The organism is Corynebacterium jeikeium (assembly GCA_003955985.1).
GTDB classification, from domain to species: domain Bacteria; phylum Actinomycetota; class Actinomycetes; order Mycobacteriales; family Mycobacteriaceae; genus Corynebacterium; species Corynebacterium jeikeium_D.
Genome location: CP033784.1, coordinates 1,385,357 through 1,403,281, shown reverse-complemented (window position 1 = coordinate 1,403,281; position 17,925 = coordinate 1,385,357). Strand labels below are relative to the sequence as shown.

The window sequence follows — 17,925 nt, the reverse complement described above, 5'->3', positions numbered from 1 at the left end:
TCGGAACCTAGTTGGCGAGCCCGGCGTTCGATGCCCTTCCCTGGTCAAATGCCTCCATGATGCGCTGGGCGGCGAGCGTCGGTGTCAGCTGCCCCGAGCGGAGTTGTTTTTCCACCAGGGTGCTCTCTGTCTGCACAGCCTCGTTGGTGTTGAGTCGCTGCAAAAGCGTCTCGTGCACCATGGACCACATCCACTTAATCTGCTGGTTAGCGCGGTTTTCATCAAAGAGATGATTCTCATGCATAGCCTCGACATGGTCTTCGATGGCCTGCCAGAACTTGTCGATGCCGTCGTCTTCCAGTGCCGACATAGTCAGTACCGGTGGCGTCCAGACTTGGTCTGAGGAGCGAACCATCTTCATGGCCGTCATCAGATCACGCGCAGCGCGCTTTGCCGGGCGCAAGTTCTTACCATCCGCCTTGTTGATAGAAATCACGTCGGCCATCTCCAGCACACCCTTCTTGATGCCCTGGAGTTGGTCACCAGCGCCGGCGAGTGCCAGAAACGCAAACGTATCCACCATCTGGGCCACCGCGACCTCGGACTGACCGACGCCGACAGTTTCGACGATGACAATGTCGTAGCCTGCGGCCTCGAGCACCACCATGGCCTCACGCGTTGCCTTGGCGACACCACCGAGCGTGCCCGCAGAGGGCGACGGACGGATGAAGGCCTCATCCGCGGCCGAGAGCCGGGACATACGGGTCTTGTCGCCCAGAATCGAGCCACCGGACTTCGTCGACGACGGGTCGATGGCCAGCACCGCAACGCGGTGGCCTTCCTCGATCAGCTTTAGCCCGAGGGTTTCAATCGTGGTTGATTTACCGACGCCGGGGACGCCGGTAAGTCCGACGCGCATGGCCTTGCCGGAAAATGGCAGCAACTTCACCAGTAGCTCTTGAGCCAGCACCTTATGCGCCGGAGCAGTCGACTCCAGCAGCGTGATTGCCCGAGCCAACTTAGTGCGGTTTCCAGCCCGCACGCCCTCAAAGAGGTCGTCGACATCTATCCGTCGTCGCGCACGACGGACGACTTCGGGGGCTACAGCGGTCTTTCCCTCAACGACCGTGCCAGCGGTAGTGACGAGGGTGCCCAGGTTTTCTTCAAGATACTCGTTCATCGCTAGTTCTCAATTCCGACAACGCGCTGAGCTGAACAGTCAGCCCAGCGCGGATGCGGTAGTTATTTAGGACTCTTCGTCAACGGCAAGGTCGAGGCCCAGCTCGTTAGAGAGCTTGGTCATCATGTCGATTGCCGAATCAGCGATGACAGTGCCCGGCGGGTAAATAGCCGCGGCGCCGGCATCGTAGAGCTCCTGGAAGTCGCCCGGTGGGATAACACCACCGACAACAATCATGATGTCCTCGCGCCCCAGCTTTGCCAGCTCATCGCGCAGGGCAGGAACGAGCGTCAGGTGTCCGGCGGCTAGTGAAGAAACACCGACGACGTGGACATCCGAGTCGACTGCCGATTTGGCGGCCTCCTCCGGAGTCTGGAACAGCGGTCCCACGTCAACGTCCATGCCGAGGTCCGCGTAGGCGGACGCGATGACCTTCTGGCCACGGTCGTGACCATCCTGGCCCATCTTGGCCAGGAAGATACGGGGACGGCGACCTTCCTGCACTTCGAACTTATCGGCCATGGCGATGGCCTTGGAGACGTTGGACACGGCTCCCTCCTTGCCAACTTCGTCCTTGTAGACGCCGGAGAGAGTACGGATCTCGGCCTGGTGGCGGCCAAAGACCTCTTCCATGGCGTCGGAGATTTCACCGATGGAGGCCATGGCGCGAGCACAGTCGACAGCGAGCTTCAACAGGTTCTTGTCCAGGTCCCCCGGTTCACCCGGGTTACGGCAAGCGTCGGTCAGAGCGGCCAGTGCCTTCTGAACCTCTTCCTCGTCGCGCTCGGCGCGCAGGCGAGCCAGCTTGTCAATCTGCTCTTGGCGTACGCGGGAGTTCTCAACCTTGAGAACCTCGATGGCCTCGTCCTCTTCGACCTGGTACTTATTCACGCCGATGAGAGCCTGACGACCCGAGTCAATACGGGCCTGCGTACGAGCTGCGGCCTCTTCAATACGCAGCTTCGGAATGCCTTCGATGGTGGCCTGTGCCATACCGCCGGCCTCTTCGACCTCGTCGATGTGCTGGCGTGCACGCTTGACCAGCTCATTAGTCAGCCACTCGATGTAGTAGGAACCAGCCCACGGATCAACCGGACGCGTGGTGTTGGACTCCTGCTGAAGCAGCAGCTGAGTGTTACGAGCAATACGGGCTGAGAAGTCAGTCGGCAGTGCCAGGGCCTCGTCCAGTGCGTTGGTGTGCAGCGACTGGGTGTGGCCCTGTGTTGCGGCCATAGCCTCAACAGCAGTACGCGCGACGTTGTTGTAGACATCCTGAGCGGTCAGCGACCAACCGGAGGTCTGCGAGTGAGTACGCAGGGACTGCGACTTCGGGTTCTTCGGGCCAAACTTGCCAACTAGCTCAGACCAGAGGATACGGCCTGCACGCAGCTTGGCGATCTCGGTGAAGGTGTTCATCGAGATGCCCCAGAAGAAGGACAGACGCGGAGCGAACTTATCAACTTCAAGGCCAGCGTCAATACCGGCCCGCAGGTACTCGATGCCGTCGGCAAGCGTGTAAGCGAGCTCAAGGTCGGCCGTCGCGCCGGCTTCCTGAATGTGGTAGCCGGAAATCGAAATCGAGTTGAACTTCGGCATCTTTGCCGAGGTGTACTCGAAGATTGAGGAGATGATTCGCATCGAAGGCTTCGGCGGGTAGATGTACGTGTTACGAACCATGAACTCCTTGAGAATGTCGTTCTGGATCGTACCGCGCAGCTGCTCGGTCGAAACGCCCTGCTCTTCAGCGGTGACAATGTAGAAGGCCAGAATCGGCAGCACAGCGCCGTTCATGGTCATAGACACCGAGACGCCGCCCAGGTCAATGCCCTGGAAGAGCTCACGCATGTCGTAAATCGAGTCAATTGCCACGCCGGCCATACCGACGTCGCCGGACACACGCGGGTTGTCCGAGTCGTAGCCACGGTGGGTAGCCAGGTCGAAAGCGACCGAAAGGCCCTTCTGGCCGGCCGCGAGGTTGCGGCGGTAGAAGGCATTGGACTCAGCTGCGGTGGAGAAGCCAGCGTACTGGCGAATAGTCCACGGCTGGTTGGTGTACATGGTCGGGTACGGCCCGCGCATGAATGGGGCGATACCCGGGAAAGAATCTACCGGGTGGCCCTCGGCAGCAGCGGCGTCGCGGTCAGCGCGATCGTAGACGCGCTTGACATCGATGCCCTCTGGAATGGTCCACACTTCACCAGCTTCCGCGGCAGCTGCCTTGTTAGTGGCAGCGGCTGCGTCGTCGGTGTTGCGGGAGATGTCAGCGAAATTTGGGATGGTGGTCATTACTTCCTTCACGCTCCCAGTTCGTTCAGCAGTCGGGACAGCTCCGCGACAGCATCGATGGTCATGTTCAGGTATCCGTCGGGACGAGCGTCCTCAGCGGCATTAGCGAAGCTCTTCTCGGAGCCGGCCACCAAGACCTCCTTAGCGCCGGCGGCGCGGGCGGCCTTGACAGCGTCCTGGCCCGAGGTCTCGTACTCGCTGTCGGCTGCGCACAGCACGACAATCGGAGAGGCCTTCACTGCCTCTTCGAAACCGGCCTCGCCCGGCACAACCTGGCCGGGGTTGGCGACGGCGATACCGCCGGAAGCCAGCAGGTTGGAGGTAAAACCAGTGCGGATGTTGTGCTTGGCCAGCGGACCCAGCGGCAGCATGGCAATCAGCGGACGGTTGCCCTTTTCAGCCAGGAAGTCATCGGAGCGGTTGCGCAGCGCCTCGAAGTCGCTGGCCCAACGGCGAATCGGGTCGCCCTCCGGGCGGGCCTCAGGAGCCAGTGGGGCTTCAGCCAGGTTCGGGAACTCGTTGATAGCGGTGACCTTGGTGCGGCGGTGTGCGATGTCGGCGCGGCGCTTTTCCCAGGTAGCGTCCAGGGCGGCGCGAATATCGGCCTCCGCGGAGGCGAAACCGCCGCCGGCCTCAGTGGCGGTAAAAATCTCCCATGCCTTGTCGGCCATTTCTTCGGTCAGGTCTTCGACGAAGTAGGAGCCACCTGCTGGGTCGGCGACGTAACCAAGGTGAGACTCTTCCAGCAGCAACAGGTTGGTGTTGCGAGCGATGCGAGCCTTGAAAGTCTTGGAGACGTTCGGCATGCCGCCGACAACTGCGTAATCAAACGGCAGAACCTCAACTGAGGAGGCACCGCCGACACCTGCGGCGAAGGAGGCGACAGTCACACGCAGCATGTTGACCCACGGATCGCGCTGGCTGAACATGACCGGGGCTGTCACGGCGTGCATCGGAGCGCGGCCAGCTTCAGGGGCGCCGATAACCTCAGCAACGCGGGCCCAGAGAACGCGAGCGGCGCGGAACTTCGCAATGGTGTCGAACTGGTCGTCGGTAGCGGCAAAGCGGAAAGCGATCTGGCCGAGGGCTTCTTCAGCGCTCAAGCCCGCGTCGGTCAGCGCACGCAAGTAGGCGACACCAACGGCGAGACTGTAGCCAATCTCCTGGATGTTGTTTGCACCCAGGTTGGAGAAAACAACGCCGTCGACAAGCAGGGCACGGACGTCGCCCGGCTGCTTAGCCGCCTTGACGGCCAGCTGCGTGGCCTCGTCGAGAGAAACATCGTCAATACCGGCAAAAGCGGAGGTCAGCGGAGCCGCGGAAAGCTCGACTGCGACGGCGTCCGGATTAGTCGGGTTTGCCTGCTCGATGTAGGACGTCAGTGCTTCCGCAACCTGCGCAGTCTTCTTACCGGCATGCACGGCAATCGGAGCAAGGTCGACGTAGACGTTGTTGAGCAGAGCCGGCACATCAGCGGCTTCGAGGGAGCCGGTGAAGTCCAGGCGGATGTCCGTGGTGCCGTTTTCCAGGGCAGTCAGCAGAGTCTCGTTGACGGCCTTTGGGTCAAGTGCATCCTCACCTGGGTACTGGCGACCGAAGGTTTCCCGAACGCCCCAACCGTTGGTGTTGTCCGAAGTGACCTTTGCGCCACGGACGAATGGGAACTGGCCCGGAGCTGGGCTTTCCGCGAGCTCGTCCGCGCGGGTGTAGAGCGGGCGAACATCGACACCGTCATAGGTGGTCTGAATCAGTCGTTTCCAAATATCGAGCGGTACATCTGCAACGTCTTGCTTGTGCACCCGCGCGAATACCTTGGCCACGCCCTGATACCAGGAATTCTGCAATTCCTCGAAGTTTGGTGGCAGCGTGGAAGGTGATTCGGGGGTCGTTCGGTCAGTCACGACAGACCTTCTCCCTTACATGTTCTAAGCAACGCCCCTATCAATCCACGGCCGAGGAAATTCGGCTGCGACAATTTCCGAATTCTCCGCGACGGAAAGGGATCTAAAGGCGTTGGCTTCCTCCAATAGTCAATAAGAGCCACTAGTCAGACGCTAAGACTCACCCGAGTGTCCATGCACTGAACTTTTCAGCTATTTGTGCAATACCCTTACGTTCGGTTTTGTGCTGACGGGCACGTCAAGTGCTCGAGCTAAGGCATAGTGACCTTGATTCCCATCCTAGTGAAATAATGGGCAAACGCCTTTAGCCGCTGACTAGCCCTCCTCGCAGAGCCTCCAATGCGCAGGTCACACGCTTCCCCGCAATCCCCGGTAACCTCAAATGGGTGAACGTATCCGATGTGCGAATTACCCCTACACTCAAAAAGGTTCTACTGGTGCTAGCCGTAGGTGTGGGGGTCGTCGTCACGCTGTACGTCGATGTTCCCACGGTCGCTACCATCCGGCAGTGGTCCATCGATGCCGGTGACTGGTTCCCGCTCCTCTACTTCCTCGCATACGTTGCACTGACTCAGTTCCCAATCCCCCGCACCGTATTCACTTTGGCTTCCGGAATCCTCTTCGGGCCAGTGCTCGGTTTCCTGCTGGCAATTACTGCGACGACGGTTTCTGCCCTTCTCTCCCTATGCATTGTGCGGTTTTTGGGGCGCGATTGGTTTCGCACGCACCTGACCAACCGCCGTCTTCTCAGTCTCGACCATCGGTTGGAGCAACGCGGCTGGCTCACAGTGCTCAGCTTGCGCATGATTGCTGGCGTGCCATTTTCGTTTCTCAACTACGCCTGTGGGCTGTCGTCGATACGCATCGTGCCGTATATCATCGCCACTGCCCTAGGTTCGGCGCCGAACACACTCGCCGTCGTTCTGCTTGGCGACGCGCTGTTGGTCGGCTTCGACGTGCGCTTTGCGGTGGCCACGGGAATTCTGCTCGTGCTTGGTTTGCTGGGACTTCTTGCGGACGCCAAGTTCCCTGTCGTAACCGGTTCTTCGAAACGTTAAAACACCGCTTGGCGCTCTTGAGCTAGGCGTGAGTTTTTCGGCGAGCTGGTGTTGGTTGCCTGTGAGTTTGCGGAGCGAAGGAACGTGTCTTAGCCCAACTGTCAAGGGGTGGGGCTAGACTAGAGCGTATGTACTCAGTCTTTGCCAGGTATCGCGGTCGATCTACTCGCAGGGCAGATCACGTTCAGGCCTCTGCGCAGGCACTTTCCGGCCTGGAAGGCGTAGGAACTGTTGAGGTTGCAGGTATCGAAGAGCTTCGCGCAGCTCCTGAAAATGCTGTGGGAGTCACCACGCTTGTGCTGGCGCTATTGGCCGCAGGTGACTGGGCGATAGGTATCGGTGTTTGTCCTCAGGACGACATTGAGCAAGCGCATCTGGCATCGAGCTCAGTCGTCGGTAAGGGAGGCAGAGCCGGTACGGTAAAAACCCGCATTCGGACTAACGATCCGCGTGGTAAGGACTACTCGGAGGATATTGGTGCAGCATTCACATTGCTGCACCACGTTATCTCTCGCAGGTCCCCCGAAGGGCGCGAGGCAACTGGTTTGGTTCGCGCTGGTTATTCACAGGTAGAGGCCGCGGAAGAATTGGGAGTTTCTAAGCAGGCCGTCAATCAGCGCCTCGCAGCAGCTGGCTGGCAGGCGGAGCTGGCCGGATGGAACCTGGCCGTCCACCTGCTTCAGCGAGCTGATGAGTTATAAAAGCTTACTGCCCATTTTCTGGGGCGTAAGGGTCACGTGACCATCCTGAAAAATCTGGACGCTCGGCGGAGTGTGTACCGCCGCCTGCATTGGTATTGCCGGTGCCAGGAGCCGAGGGCAGGTCACGTTTGCCGGAAGGAACTGACGGCGCAGCCGGTGTGGCCGGCGCAGCGGGCGCAGCCGGTGTCGCAGGTTCAACCGCTGCCGGGCCGTTCTGGCCACCCAACTGTTCAGGCTGAGCGGGCTGAGCCGAATCAGCGCGGCGATTCTTCTTCCTCTCAGGGGTATTACCAGCTGCTGCAGCTACCGGATCATCAACCGGGCGGTTAGCGACCTCGTTCGCCGCGGCAACTGCACGAGCCAACTCCGGATTAGTCGACATGTCGAACCAGTTCTCGTCGCGGCCCTGCTCAGCCTCTTCCTTGGTCTCTCGGCTCACGGCCGGAGGCTCATAGCGGAAGACACCGTCGGCATCCTTCTTGCCGAAAGCCCTAGCGAAGCTCTCGAGACTGTCGCCAAACTGCGACGGAATCATCCAAACAGTATTGCCGTCCTTATTTGCCAGCTCAGGCAGCTTCTCCAGGTACTGCCAGGCAAGAATCTCAGGTGTCAACTGTGAAGCCTTAACAGCTGCGTTGACCTTCTGGATAGCGCGAGCATTACCCTGTGCCTCAAGGTAGGTAGCGGCGCGAGTACCCTCAGCGCGCAGAATGGTTGCCTGACGCTCAGCTTCAGCAGCCAGAATTGCTGCGTGCTTGTTACCTTCGGCGGCGAGAATCTGTGCCTGCTTACGGCCCTCAGCAGTTTTAATGTCGGCTTCGCGGGTACCTTCCGCAGTCAGAATCATGGCGCGCTTCTCGCGATCGGCCTTCATCTGCTTTTCCATCGACTGCTGAATCGACGGTGGCGGCTCAATGGCCTTCAGCTCCACACGAGCGATACGAAGACCCCACTTGGCAGTGGCCTCGTCCAGCTCGCCGCGCAGACGGCGGTTGATGTAGTCACGGGAAGTCAGTGTCTCTTCCAGTGTCAGGCCACCCACGACGTCGCGAAGCGTTGCGGTGGTGATCTGTTCGACGCCGAAGATGTAGTCGTCGATACCGTAAATTGCCCGATCCGGTTCGTTGACCTGGAAGGTCACGACGGTATCGATAGCCACAGTCAGGTTGTCTTCGGTGATCACTGCCTGTGGCGGGAAGGTAACCATACGCTCACGGGTATCAACCTTCTCGCGCACTCGGTCAATGATCGGGATGATGAAGTTCAGGCCGCTGTTCAGTGTCTGCGTGTATCGTCCCAGTCGCTCTACGATTGCCGCTTCACCCTGAGGAACCAGGACAATCGCTTTGAGAACCAAGGTAACAACCACGAGAATGAAAACGACGAGGATGATAAAGCCTTCCATGAGATTCCCCCGTAGCTAGAAACTGTGTGGTCAGTTATTTAATGGTCAGTAACTAAGAGTGCTCCGAGCGCCCTTTAAGTGAGTTGACTGCTCAGAGCAGCTTGTCCACTACTGCGGTATTGCCCGAAATCTCTACAATCGTGACTCTTTCCTTCGCATCGAAGGTCTGCGCAGTCAGAAGACTGCGCGCGCTCCACAACTCGCCGTTGACCTTAATCAGACCCGCTGACGAAGAAACTGGCTCGATGACCTCAGCATGACGGCCCGCTAGCAGTTCCGGACGCGACTCCAGTTCGGCGGACTTGTCCGGTTTTGCCATCTTTTTGCGCAACACAGGGCGAACTGTCAGCACAAGTGCGGCGGACACAACGGCGAAGATAACCACTGATAGCCAAAGCGGCGCTCCAAGCTGGCTCGCACCGGACGCTGCCAGTGCACCACCTCCGAGCATTAACAGTGCTAAATCTCCGACTGCGAGTTCACCGAGAACCAGTAGGAGGCTTGCTCCGAGCCAAAGGAGAGGAATCACGCCCTCACCCTACCTACTTTGCAGAACAAATGTGGGGCGAGTGGAGCCAGTATTCCGGGGTCAGTACTGCATATGTGGCTCAGTTACGAAGTCGACCAGGCGCTCAACTGCGCCAATCAAATCTGACTCCAGATCACGGTAGGTGTGTACACCTGCGTAGACACGTCGCCAGCCCTCCTTGGGGTCGTCTCCCCAGCCCAAGCGACGGCAGATTCCTGTCTTCCAGTCCTCCCCGTAGGGAACTTCCGGCCATGCCTCGATGCCTACCGACGAGGGTTTGACCGCTTGCCAGACATCGATAAACGGGTGGCCTGTGACCATCACGTGCGGGCCGAGCTGCTGAGTCATGCGGCTTTCCTTACTGCCCTCCACCAAGTGGTCTGCCAGGACTCCGACGCGGCGCTTCGGACCCGGACCAAATTCGGCCAAGCGTTCTGGAAGGTTGTCCAAGCCCTCCAGATACTCCACGACTACGCCCTCAACACGCAGATCGTGGCCCCACACCTTCTCGACGATTGCCGCGTCATGAATACCCTCGACCCAGATACGGCTGGGGAGAGCAACCTTGGCCTTGACGTTGTGGACCTTGCGCGAGCCCGATGCCGACAGATCCTGCGAGGGCTTTTTGGGTTGTGCTTTCGGACGCACCAGAGTCACAGGTTTGCCGTCGATGAGAAAACCGCGCTCGTGCATGGGAAACAGCCGAGACTTGCCGTGGCGGCCCTCCAGCCGGACGCACCAGCCGTCGAAAGTTTTCTCCAACCCGATAATGGCACCGACGAATCCGTCATAGGACGCCTCGACGACAACACCATTTTCTGCTGTCACCTCGCGTGCCGGCTGTGGGATACGGCGGCGGTGGCCACGTGCGCCAGCGAACACGTCCTGATTGCGGTACGGGTCTTGAAAGCTCATGGGTACTGAGATTAACAGCATCGGTTACGGGACCAACGACACGCTGCACTAGGATGAGCTGCACTATGCAGCGCAGTGTTCTCGACCAGGTCTGGAGTCCAACTCAGCACATCGCCCTTTGGCTGGGCGCGTGGTTGTCGGGTTTGGAAAACTACGATCATCTCCTCGACGCGCTAGACTCGCTCGGCGGACCCACGTCAGTTCCGGGGACGTTCGTGCTTGCCGACGCCACGGTTCCGAATGTCATCGATTGCGACGCTGATCTCGATCGAAGCGACATGCTCCGCCTTCTTCGAGCGGTTACTGAAGCGGGAGATTGGCACAGTGACCACCGTCCCCTCGTCCGCCTCATTCTCTCCGGGCCCGGTGATGCACCTGCACTGCCTGCGGGAACCGACGCCGCTGAAGCTGCACGCGCAGCAGGCTCGGCCATTGTGATTGCGGATGCGGAGCCGGGCTGGAACCATGTGCTCATACCAGTGACAACGCCGGTGCCAGGCCTACCGCAGTGGCATTGGTACACACTGGAAGGCCACATTCCCGAGCCGGCCTATCTCTCCCCTGGCGAGGCGGATTTACAGCTGGCAGATGCGGCGCGGGTTGCGGCTGCCACGATTGCGGCGATGCCGCGTTCACCGCTGACGTCGTCAAGCAGTGGTGCCCCGAAAGTGGATCCCCGGCTGATGGTCGGCATGCTCGATGACCACCTGGACATGGCCTTTGTGCCGGATGATGTGCCACGCCGTGCACTGGGAGTGCTCGCCAGAGCTGATCGGGTGTCGTCGATTCTGGCGGTGGCACAGGGCAGCGAGTCGGGGCACGGCAGCGCCGCGTTTGATGCGCAGCTCATCCCGCTGTGGCGGAAGATTCGGCAGGCGCGGATGAGCGCGGTGGAATACGCGATTCAGGAGTGGACTCGCTAGGGATTTGCCTTGCCCCGCGGCCCCATTGCCGCCAAAGGAATCAGTGTGGGCGGCGCTTTGCCGGGGTACAACAGGATGCGGCGCAGGGGGCGCCGTTGCAGGCCGAGCCGAGTAGCGGTTCACTTCCCAGACGGCGGGGCTTGACATCTGCGATGCGCTCTTCGATGAGCTCCACGAGCATGTCGGTGAAAGTAGCCGTCGGACCAGGCGTTGCGACCCGCTCGATGACGATGTCGTGATGAGCCATTTCATCCTGAAGCTCAGCATCCAAATCCCAGGCGACCTCAACATGATCCGAGATGAAGCCAATCGGGCACACTATTGCGGATCGGAGGCCGTTGGCGACCTTCGCTTCAACGTGGTCGACGATGTCAGGCTCCAACCACGGCACGTGCTCCGGGCCAGAGCGGGACTGCCAGACGACGTCAAAGTCGGTGATACCCACTGCGTCGGCGACGAGCCGTGCTGCTTCGTTGACCTGGCGGGAGTAAAGATTTCCGCCGAGCTCTACCGGCCCGGATGCCTTGTCCGCAGAGACCGGAATAGAGTGAGCGGTGAAAATAAGCCGGGTGTCCTCACGGCGGTCATCCGGTAGCTTGGCAAACGCCTCACGCACTGCGTCTGCATAGGCTTTTATAAAGAGCGGATGATCGTAGAAGCTCCGGATTTTCTCCATGTCAAAAGCACGGTCGCCCAGAGATTCGCGCATCCGAGCAATGTCTTCGTGATACTGGCGGCAGCCGGAGTAGCCGCCCCAGGCGCTAGTGGCGAAAACGAGCGCTCGCTTAACACCGTCATCAGCCATCTTTGCCGCGGTGTCTTCAGCCATCGGATGCCAATTGCGATTGCCGAAATAAACAGGCAAGTCATAGCCACGGCGAGTGAGCTCAGCCTTAAGGTTGGAGACAATTTCGCGGTTTAAATCGTTGAGCGGGGACTTACCGCCAAAGTGCGCGTAGTGTGCACCGACTTCGTCCAACCTCTCCGGCGGAATTCCGCGGCCGCGGGTGACATTCTCCAGGAAGGGACGCACATCGGCCATCTTTTCGGGACCGCCGAAAGACAACAGCAAAATAGCGTCAAAATTATCAGAAGACATAGCTAATCATGTTAGTAGCGCAGTCTGAGGACTCCATAAGACGACTGCTCAATGCCCCCGGCGTCTCCTGCCAATCGGGTTCCATACAAATCGCTTTACGACGGCACCCTAACCCAGCCCTACTGCGGAATTCGACGATTGGTCACAAGCAGTGAGCCCACGGTCACTAGCAGCATCGCGAAGGCTGCGATCAGATAGGGCCTCGGATTCTCGGCCCGCTTGAGTTCGTAACCGATGTCATCTTCCAGTGAGCCATAGGCATCGCGGAGCTGCTCGAGGGAACCAGCGCTGAAGAACTCACCTTTTGTTCGACGGGCGATCTCTCGCAGCGAATCGTCGTCGTTAGGCACTGGAATTAATTCGCCCTGAACCGTGATTGCGCCTTGCGCGGTACCGAACGAAATCGTGTTGACTGGCACCCCGGCCTTGGCGGCTTCGGCGGCGGCGGTATATGCGCCGCGGGGATCGTCGAGTTCTTGTGGGACGGTCTGTTTGCCGTCGGAAAGCAGCACGATTGTAGCTGGTGGGGCGCCTTCTCCCCCGCCCTGAACTGAGTCGCTGAACTGATTGATGGCATCGAGCGCGGCTGCGATGGCATCACCGGTCGCAGTCGCCTGATCTAACTCAGCAGCCTGGAGCGCTCGATTCACGGTGTCATGGTTGGTAGTCGGGCTAACAGCAGTGCGAGCGCGACCAGAGAACGTCACCAGGCCGATATTGAGGTCGTCGGGAAGGTTCTCCACGAACTCTTGGCCGGCTTCTTTAGCGGCAGTGATGCGGTCTGGCGCAACATCTGTCGCCGACATAGACAGCGAAACGTCGACCACCAGCATGACCGTCGCTCGGTTGCGGGCGACTTTGGTCTCCGAAATCGGACCAGCCAATGAAATGATGACCAGAACTAGCGACAACAGCGCATTGATAGCCACGACATGGCGCAGGCGTGCCGACGACTTATTCCCCAGTGACCCAACGATGGTGAAGTTGCCAAAGGCAATGGCACGTTGCTTTCGCTGCTTAGTGCTGATCCAATAGGCCACGGCTGCCACGAGAGGCAGAGCGAGTGCGAGCAGCCACCCTGGGTGCGCAAAAGTTGAGTTTAGGAACGTCATCGCGGTATCAGTTTCCTCACATCCAGTCGCCTAAACAGTCGCGTATAAACCAGTGGCTATAGCCGGTTAGTCGGTGGCCCAAAAAAGATAGCACTAACAAGCGGTTACTCAGACGCTAATGTTGGCCAATTTGTCGAGCAAAATCCAGTACCCAATCGGAATCCGTACGCAAGGTAATAACGCGAGCACGGCATTTGCGCAGTTCATTGATTACACGCTCGTGGTGGGCACGAGCCTGAGCTGCATACTCGGCGCGGGTCTTGTCGTTGATGTTGAGTTCAATGGTCTCGCCGGTAGCTGAATCCGCCATGACCACCGGGCCTTCGCCGGGTAAGGCTTCATCGGCTGGATCTACCAGGCGAATCGCCATAATCTCTGTCGAGGCCGAGGCAACGCGCAGCGGGCGCGCCCAATCGAGTGATCCAAGGAAATCCGAGATGACAACCAACAGCCCAGCGCGCGGAGCCTGAGTCATTACTGTGTCAATATCCGCTGCGAGGTTATGCTCAGCAGTCGCGTCAGCCAACTGCTTGAGCAGCATCAAGCTGTGGGCACGGCCCTGGCCCGCGGGCACTGGAGTGCCACCGGCGATTAATCCAGTTCGGGACCCCGGGGCGTCGTTAAGCATAGTCACAGCGCCGGCAGCGGCGGTGAGCAGATGTCGTTTGGTGGTATCGGCCAATCCCGTGGACAGACGTGCGGCGGGTTCGGCGACAATCCAGCACTCCAGCTCACGCTCGGCCTCGGAGGTGCGAACATGCGGCACTCCAGTACGGGCTGTCACTGCCCAGTTCATCTGGCGAACATCATCGCCGATGACATATTCGCGGGAGCCAACCGGCTCAGAGCCATCTCCAGTAGCGGTGGAGAGAAAGCTGCCGCGCAAAAGTCCGTTGAGCTTACGCGTAACAGTTAGCTCTAAGTACGCCAGGACGCGTGGAAGATCGTCTTCACGAGCTGACATTAGGAGGCAGTGCCCTCATCGGAGCCAGTGCTCGCGCCTTGGGGAAGGCGCACGTGAGACAACACGATGTCAATAATCCGTTCGGGAGTAACGCCATCGGCCAGGCCCTCATAGGACAGGACCAAGCGATGACGCAGCACGTCGGGAAGCACGGAAACCACATCGTCCGGCACGACATAGTCGCGACCGGAAAACAGCGCGTGGGCGCGGGCAGCCGCGACAGCACCAAGAGTTGCACGCGGTGATGCGCCATAGGAAAGCCAGCGGTCGACATCCTTCAACTCCGCCCGCATCGGATTGCGGGTGAGTTCGATGACGGCCACGATGTAGTCAATCAGTGTGTGGTGGACAAAGACTTCGCGGGTAGCGCGCTGCAGTTCCCGAACACTCTCTGGGGTGAGAATCTGCTGCGCGACTGGAGGGGTGGCTCCCATGCGGTAGACAATCTCCCGCTCTTCCGCCGGAGTGGGGTAACCCACGAGGACCTTAAATAGGAAACGGTCCCGCTGGGCCTCCGGCAGTGGGTAGACACCCTGGTTTTCGATTGGGTTTTGCGTGGCCAGAACCAAAAACGGCTCCGGTACTGGCGTGGACTCCCCTGCGATGGACACCTGGTGCTCTGCCATGACTTCCAGCAGAGCCGACTGCACCTTCGCCGGTGCGCGGTTGATTTCATCAGCGAGCACGATATTTGACATGACCGGGCCGGGCTCGACAATGAACTCCGAGGTGTCCTGGCGGAAAATCCGGGTGCCGACAATATCTGATGGCACCAAATCCGGAGTGAACTGGATACGGGAGTAGGACCCACCCATCACTGTGGCAAAAGTAGACACTGCCAGAGTTTTCGCAACACCCGGAACACCTTCGAGCAGGACATGACCTCCTGCGAGCATCGCGATGAAGAGCTGCTTAATCAGGTGCTCCTGGCCAACCACAACCTTCCCCAGCTCCGCGTATGCGCGCTCGAGGTCCGTGTGGTCAGTGGGCGTTGGGTAGGTCACAGAGAAACCCTTCTTTAGGTCGGTCGCCCGACCTGTAGAACACGTCGTTAGAAACTAGACGAGGCGGACAACGTTCGGTGTCATTCCGTTATAACGGACTGGCGAAATCTTAACCACAGAACCGGACTGCGGTGCCTCAATCATCTTGCCATCGCCCAGGTAGATAGCGACGTGGCCATGACCATTCGGGCCCCAGAACAGCAGGTCACCACGCTTCATCTGAGATGCCGGGTAGTGCTTTCCGCGCTGGTACTGGTAGCCGGTGTAGTGAGGCAGGTCAATGCCGACAGCGGCGTAGGCGTACAGAGTCAGGCCCGAGCAGTCGAAACCAATCTTGTTGTAGTCGCCGTGGGAGTCAGCTACTCCGCCGTCACGGATGCCCTTGGTCGGGCCGTTGGCGTTGCCGCCGCCCCATGCGTATGGGACACCGAGCTGCCCCATCGCGCGTGCGATGACAGTCTCGACCTTCTGGCTGGAAGAACCCGAGGTGCTCTGACCAGTCTCTGGATTCGTCGGCGCCACAGTCTGCGCCGGGGTGCCGCTTGACGACGAGCTGTCGGTGCTAGAAGATTCCGAGGTCTCGGTGGACTCAGAGGAGTCCGAAGATTCGGTCGTCTCAGAGGAACTGGTGGAGCCAGTGGAGTCGGTCGAGCTGCTAGAACCAGTCGAGCCAGTGGAGCCCGTAGAACCAGTCGAGTCGGTAGAGTCAGTGGAACCAGTCGAGTCAGTTGAGCTAGTGGAACCAGTCGAGCCCGTAGAACCAGTGGTGCTAGAGCTTTCATCTGTGGACTCAGAAGAGGAATCCTCATCAGTCTGGTTCGACTGCGCCTCGGCGCGAGTCTTAGCTGCGGCTTCCTCAGCGGCCTTCTTGGCAGCGGCGTCTTCCGCTTCCTTGCGGGCCTGCTCGTTCTCGTAATTCTGGCGCTGGGAGTTCAGCTCGTTGACCGCGTTTCGGGCTGCATCCAAAGATGCCTTTGCGGCATCGCGATCGACCTGAGCCTGCTGGTAATCAGCTTGCTCCTTTTGAAGCTCCTCGTTTGCCTCGGAGTACGCGTTCTGAGCATCGGTGTTTCGCTGGTTTGCGGTGGCTTCCGCCTGCTGAGCCTCGTCACTCTTCTTGCGAAGCGTGGACTCCTGGTTAGCAGCCTCGGTTCGATTCTTATCCAGGGAGTCAACGGTCTGCTCTTGACGATCAGCTTCGCGACGCAAAGCGGACAGGCGGTTAATAGCCTCGGATGCATCTCGCGCACCTTCGAGAATCGAGCCGCTGGAACGTCCCTGGCGCATGATGGTGCGTGCTAGCTCGTCGAACTGCTTCTGGGCACTAGCGAGCTCAGCGCGGGAACGGTCGAGTTGGATCCGTGCCTCGTCGACCGCCTCGCGCGCACGGTTAGCGGCATCTCGAGCGTTCTCAAGGTCTACCATGGCCTTGTTGACATCCTCGCGGAGAGTGCCCATGCGTAGCTCGAGGTCAGATACCCGGCGCTCGCTGGAAGTTACCTCGGCGACCAGGGACTGCAAGTACGACTCGGCGTTAGAGGCCGCCTCGCGCGCTTGACGGATCTGGGCGTCGCTCGGATTTAGTGGTTGTGCAGCTGCGACCTGAGTGTTCGTCGCCAGAAGACCCGCCGTGATAATACCGGCAATTGGACGAGTCCAATATGATGCACGGACTTTGCGATTACTCGGCACCGCGTTACTCCTACATTTCTCCTATGGGTGCGTTCACGCCTCAGAATCGACACCAGCGACTTCCCCATCGTTGGATATCTTCCTGTTGTTGCCTCCAGGTCTTGAGTGGAACTTCGAAAAACGTCGAACCGAAACCAGAACCAAAAGCAACAGCGGCGCTCCCGCGAGTTTTTCATTGGTCAATACTGGACCCTTGAGTCCACTATTGGCATCACGAAGCACTTTACGGGTCAAAAAGCTCTAAAAAAACATAAGTAACAAAATTACCAACTGTCCCCCTCTTTGTGACCGTTTCGTTATATGTCGTGGCCTGCGGTTATGGTGAGCCCTGGGTTTCTATGTGAATTATGTCACTATTAGATGACTTATCGGCGTGCCGGAGTGTCGTGGGCCTTTACCTGGGGTACCGGACATAAGAAAAGGTCAAGCTTTAATGCTTGACCTTTGTGAAAATCGTTGACACGGTTACGGTGGCTGCAACAGTGTTATCCAATTCAGATAGTGGCTGATTTCTCCACTGCTACCAGTTTTTGGGGCATTTGCCCTGTCTTTCGCCTGGGGGTGGAAAACCGGGGACGGTGAATGTATTCAGTGAGACCGTTAGCTTCAGCGTCCGTCGTAAAGTGAACTCTTAAGCGGTTGGGCGTGTGCGTAGCCAGTAGAACGTCAGTCCGACGAAGAGTGCGACGATAACGACGCCTGCGATGAGGCTGTAAAGAGTCCACGGAACGACGTAGTTAGTGAGCTCGTGCAAATAGGCATCGAGGCCCGCCGGATAGTCTCGTGGAGTCTCCATCATTGCGTGGTCGGCGCGTTCAATGGCTGCGCGGGGGAAATCGGCAGATGCGGTGGCCACATTGCCCGGTGTGCGCACGACAGTGGTGCCGCCGACTTGGTTCGCTACTTGGCGGGCAAAGGAAAAGATGTCGGTGTTCTTTTGTTCGGCGACGGGGTAAATCTTCTCGCTATCTAGGTAGATGATATTGAAATTGGGTACCCCCCGATTTGCTGCATCGTCGACAATTGGCTGGACCGCTTCTCGGAGCTGTGGGTTATTTGTCACGATGTTGTCGGTGCGTAGCTGAGCGACCACCTTCTCGACGGTTTCTTTCGCTGCCTGTGAATCTGCTGGCGTATGCATTAATTGCCTTCCGTATCGTGCTCCTGTTTTGCGTGAGAATGGTTTCCACGCGCCCCAATTTGGCGGAGATGCTGC

Annotated in this window: 15 protein-coding genes; 3 read left to right on the top strand and 12 right to left on the bottom strand. The window is 59.0% G+C overall.

The annotated features are described in order from the left end of the window. Window positions 1-7: 7 nt before the first annotated feature. The 3 genes from meaB to EGX79_06205 form a co-directional block, all read right to left on the bottom strand. Window positions 8-1,120 (bottom strand): methylmalonyl Co-A mutase-associated GTPase MeaB, encoded by a 1,113-nt coding sequence (meaB, locus tag EGX79_06215; protein AYX81810.1) that lies wholly within the window; start codon window positions 1,118-1,120, stop codon window positions 8-10. Window positions 1,121-1,186: 66 nt separating this feature from the next. Then, a complete protein-coding gene (locus tag EGX79_06210) occupies window positions 1,187-3,406 on the bottom strand; it encodes a methylmalonyl-CoA mutase (GenBank protein AYX81809.1) in 2,220 nt (739 codons plus the stop codon). 8 nt (window positions 3,407-3,414) lie between these two features. Further along, window positions 3,415-5,307, bottom strand: a complete 1,893-nt coding sequence (locus tag EGX79_06205; GenBank protein ID AYX81808.1) for a methylmalonyl-CoA mutase — start codon at window positions 5,305-5,307, stop codon at window positions 3,415-3,417. A gap of 386 nt (window positions 5,308-5,693) precedes the next feature. Between EGX79_06205 and EGX79_06200 the strand changes: the two genes are divergently transcribed. Next, entirely contained in the window at window positions 5,694-6,365 is a 672-nt protein-coding gene (locus EGX79_06200; protein AYX81807.1) for a TVP38/TMEM64 family protein, read from the top strand. Window positions 6,366-6,493: 128 nt separating this feature from the next. Continuing rightward, the gene (locus EGX79_06195; GenBank protein AYX81806.1) at window positions 6,494-7,066 is read left to right on the top strand and encodes a DNA-binding protein; all 573 of its coding nucleotides are present in this window, start codon (window positions 6,494-6,496) and stop codon (window positions 7,064-7,066) included. 4 nt (window positions 7,067-7,070) lie between these two features. Here EGX79_06195 and EGX79_06190 read toward each other — a convergent pair whose 3' ends face one another. The 3 genes from EGX79_06190 to EGX79_06180 form a co-directional block, all read right to left on the bottom strand. Then, window positions 7,071-8,471 (bottom strand): SPFH/Band 7/PHB domain protein, encoded by a 1,401-nt coding sequence (locus tag EGX79_06190; GenBank protein AYX81805.1) that lies wholly within the window; start codon window positions 8,469-8,471, stop codon window positions 7,071-7,073. Between the two features lie 91 nt (window positions 8,472-8,562). Continuing rightward, window positions 8,563-9,000, bottom strand: coding sequence for an NfeD family protein (locus EGX79_06185; GenBank protein ID AYX81804.1), 438 nt, complete (start codon window positions 8,998-9,000; stop codon window positions 8,563-8,565). A gap of 60 nt (window positions 9,001-9,060) precedes the next feature. Further along, a complete protein-coding gene (locus tag EGX79_06180) occupies window positions 9,061-9,915 on the bottom strand; it encodes a DUF3097 domain-containing protein (GenBank protein ID AYX81803.1) in 855 nt (284 codons plus the stop codon). A gap of 65 nt (window positions 9,916-9,980) precedes the next feature. On the opposite strand from EGX79_06180, the gene EGX79_06175 reads away from it, so the two are divergent. Beyond that, window positions 9,981-10,838, top strand: a complete 858-nt coding sequence (locus EGX79_06175; protein AYX81802.1) for a hypothetical protein — start codon at window positions 9,981-9,983, stop codon at window positions 10,836-10,838. Window positions 10,839-10,878: 40 nt separating this feature from the next. Here the strand turns inward: EGX79_06175 and EGX79_06170 are convergent, their stop codons facing one another. The 6 genes from EGX79_06170 to EGX79_06145 all read right to left on the bottom strand — a co-directional run bounded on the left by EGX79_06170 (window position 10,879) and on the right by EGX79_06145 (window position 17,850). Continuing rightward, entirely contained in the window at window positions 10,879-11,937 is a 1,059-nt protein-coding gene (locus EGX79_06170; protein ID AYX81801.1) for a ferrochelatase, read from the bottom strand. Between the two features lie 119 nt (window positions 11,938-12,056). Next, on the bottom strand, window positions 12,057-13,049 hold the full coding sequence (locus EGX79_06165; protein ID AYX81800.1) for a VWA domain-containing protein: 993 nt from the start codon (window positions 13,047-13,049) through the stop codon (window positions 12,057-12,059). A 115-nt stretch (window positions 13,050-13,164) separates the two neighbouring features. Beyond that, window positions 13,165-14,013 carry a DUF58 domain-containing protein gene (locus EGX79_06160; GenBank protein ID AYX81799.1) on the bottom strand — a complete coding sequence of 283 codons (849 nt, stop codon included), beginning with the start codon at window positions 14,011-14,013 and terminating at the stop codon, window positions 13,165-13,167. Continuing rightward, window positions 14,013-15,017 (bottom strand): MoxR family ATPase, encoded by a 1,005-nt coding sequence (locus EGX79_06155; GenBank protein AYX81798.1) that lies wholly within the window; start codon window positions 15,015-15,017, stop codon window positions 14,013-14,015. Before EGX79_06155 ends, EGX79_06160 begins: the two co-directional genes overlap by 1 nt. Before the next feature lie 54 nt (window positions 15,018-15,071). Beyond that, complete coding sequence (locus tag EGX79_06150; GenBank protein ID AYX81797.1) at window positions 15,072-16,709, bottom strand: cell wall hydrolase; 1,638 nt, start codon at window positions 16,707-16,709, stop codon at window positions 15,072-15,074. A 631-nt stretch (window positions 16,710-17,340) separates the two neighbouring features. Continuing rightward, window positions 17,341-17,850: a hypothetical protein gene (locus EGX79_06145; protein ID AYX81796.1), complete on the bottom strand. Its 510-nt coding sequence runs from the start codon at window positions 17,848-17,850 to the stop codon at window positions 17,341-17,343. Window positions 17,851-17,925: the final 75 nt, after the last annotated feature.